2 protein-coding genes are annotated in these 692 nt (G+C 46.4%); both read right to left on the bottom strand.

Annotated features, from left to right (window positions below):
* Nucleotides 1-281 (bottom strand): AAA family ATPase (locus tag KIV40_RS27365; RefSeq protein WP_285352347.1); only part of this gene is annotated, 281 nt, incomplete at its 3' end.
* Between the two features lie 14 nt (nt 282-295).
* On the bottom strand, nt 296-692 hold a 397-nt coding region (gene rsmG / locus KIV40_RS27360), incomplete at its 5' end, for a 16S rRNA (guanine(527)-N(7))-methyltransferase RsmG (RefSeq protein ID WP_285352344.1).

Raw genomic sequence — 692 nt, 5'->3', positions numbered from 1 at the left:
GCCGCGGTAACATCACCGTTGGCTGCGATGAGATCGTAGTTTCCCGACGTACTGCGGCAAACTACCTCATCAAAAGGTGTGTCTTCAACCAATAAATCGTAAGCAGTTGCTTCAACCTGATACTTGTCGACACCGCTTGCCATAGTGGCATTACCCTGTGGATCGAGATCGACAACCAAAACTTTGCGCTTAGTGGCGGCCATAGAGGCTGCCAAATTAATGCAAGTTGTTGTTTTTCCTACACCACCTTTCTGGTTGGCAATTGCTACAATTCTACCCACTATGGCCTCGCTGATTATCCCTGACGCGATAACGTTACTAGATGACGCTCTCCATCAAGCTCTGGAACTTGCAAAGCTTTGATGTCAGTTACTGAACACCAGTCCGGTAACTGGTCCATTTCGTCTCTAGGATGTTGTCCTTTAAGAGCCAAAAATACACCGGATTGCTCTTTAGGTAAATGATGACACCACTCAACCATGTCTGTCATTGATGCAAATGCACGACTGAGCACAGCGTCAAACTTTTCTTCTGGCTGGAACTCTTCAACGCGACTTTGAACAGGTGTCACGTTGTCGATACCCAACTCATGTGCGACTTGCTTGATAAAACGAATACGCTTTCCAAGGCTATCCAACAAGAAAAACTCACAATCAGGATTCATAATTGAGAGCGGGATACCAGGAAGGCCT

The sequence above is a fragment of the Vibrio sp. D173a genome (assembly GCF_030248475.1).
Note: the sequence above shows the minus strand (reverse complement) of the source record. Positions and strands in the feature narration are given on the sequence as shown.